At 71.4% G+C, this 1,212-nt stretch carries 2 protein-coding genes; both read right to left on the reverse strand.

Features of this window, described 5'->3' with window-relative positions:
* Nucleotides 1–110: 110 nt before the first annotated feature.
* Nucleotides 111–473: a hypothetical protein gene (locus ID132_RS14845; RefSeq protein ID WP_328743975.1), complete on the reverse strand. Its 363-nt coding sequence runs from the start codon at nucleotides 471–473 to the stop codon at nucleotides 111–113.
* 51 nt (nucleotides 474–524) lie between these two features.
* Nucleotides 525–1,022 carry an FAD-dependent oxidoreductase gene (locus ID132_RS14850; RefSeq protein WP_328743977.1) on the reverse strand — a complete coding sequence of 166 codons (498 nt, stop codon included), beginning with the start codon at nucleotides 1,020–1,022 and terminating at the stop codon, nucleotides 525–527.
* Between the last annotated feature and the right edge of the window lie 190 nt (nucleotides 1,023–1,212).

Below are 1,212 nucleotides of genomic sequence, written 5' to 3' on the forward strand. Positions count from 1 at the left end.
CGCGGACGCGATACCGGCGAGGAGGGCGACGGCGGCGACGGTGGGGAGCCAGGCAGGGAGGTCGGTCACCCTACCAGGTTAAGTCGCACCCAGGCTTGATCGTGCCGAGCCTAGATCGCGCCGAGCAGCTCGTTGACGCCCTCGGTGCTCGACGGATGCGTGTAGATCGCGTCGCGCAGGGCCGGGTAGGGGAGGTCGTGGCGCATCGCCATTGTCACGAGGTTGATGACCTCCTGGCTTTCGACACAGAACAGCGTCGCGCCGAGGACGCGTTCGGTCGCGCGGTCGACGACGACCTGGAGGAAGCCGCGTGGGTCGGCGACCGCCTTCGGGCGCGGCATCGCGGCGATGTCGGCGACGTTCTTACGGGCGACCACGACGTCCCAGCCGTTCGCCGCGGCCCGGGCCCGCGCCTCCTCCGCGCTGAGCCCAACGCGCGAGAGGGGCGGCGTGAGGAACGTCGCGCTCGGCACCGGGCCGCGATTCGCGAGGCTGCGGCCGCCCTCGCCGCGGTCGCGGAGCAGCTAGTCGGCGACGATGCGGTGGTCGTCGAACGAGACGTACGTGTGCTGCGGGCCGCCGTTGACGTCGCCAACCGCCCAGACCTTGTCGGCGGAGGTGCGGAGGAAGTCGTCGACGACGATCGCGCCCCGCTCGTCGACCTCGACGCCCGCTGCCTCGAGCCCGAGCCCGTCAGTGGCCGGCACCCGCCCGGTCGACAGGAGCAGCGCATCCACCTCGAGCTCGCGCGTGGTGGCGCCGCTGGTGAGGTGCAGCGTGAGCGGGCCGTCGGCGGGCGCATCGACGCTCGCGAGCTCGGTGGCGTGCGCTAAGGCGATGCCGTCGTCGGCGAGCACCTGCTCGACCGCCGCGGCGGTTTCGGCGCTGCCGCGCTGGTGGTGGAGATCGGCGTCGTGGAGGAGCGTCTTCGTCGGCACGCAGCCGATGTTGATGCAGGTGCCGCCGAACATCGAAGCCGACCGCTCGACGAGTGCCACGCTGCGCCCGGCCAGCGCGAGCATCCCGGCCTACTCGCCTTGCCGAACCCGACAATGACAGTGTCGAAGTGGGTGGTTTCGGTGGGGGTGAGTGGCTGCGGCATGTCGTGCTCCTTCGGTATCCGAGCGCAAGGGTAGGCCCGCCGGATGCGCGGCGAGTGAATGCCCGGATGCGCCGGCTACTGCAGCGCGTGCACGTAGAACCAGCGGCCCT

Source organism: Gulosibacter sediminis, from assembly GCF_014904065.1.
Taxonomy (GTDB): domain Bacteria; phylum Actinomycetota; class Actinomycetes; order Actinomycetales; family Microbacteriaceae; genus Gulosibacter; species Gulosibacter sediminis.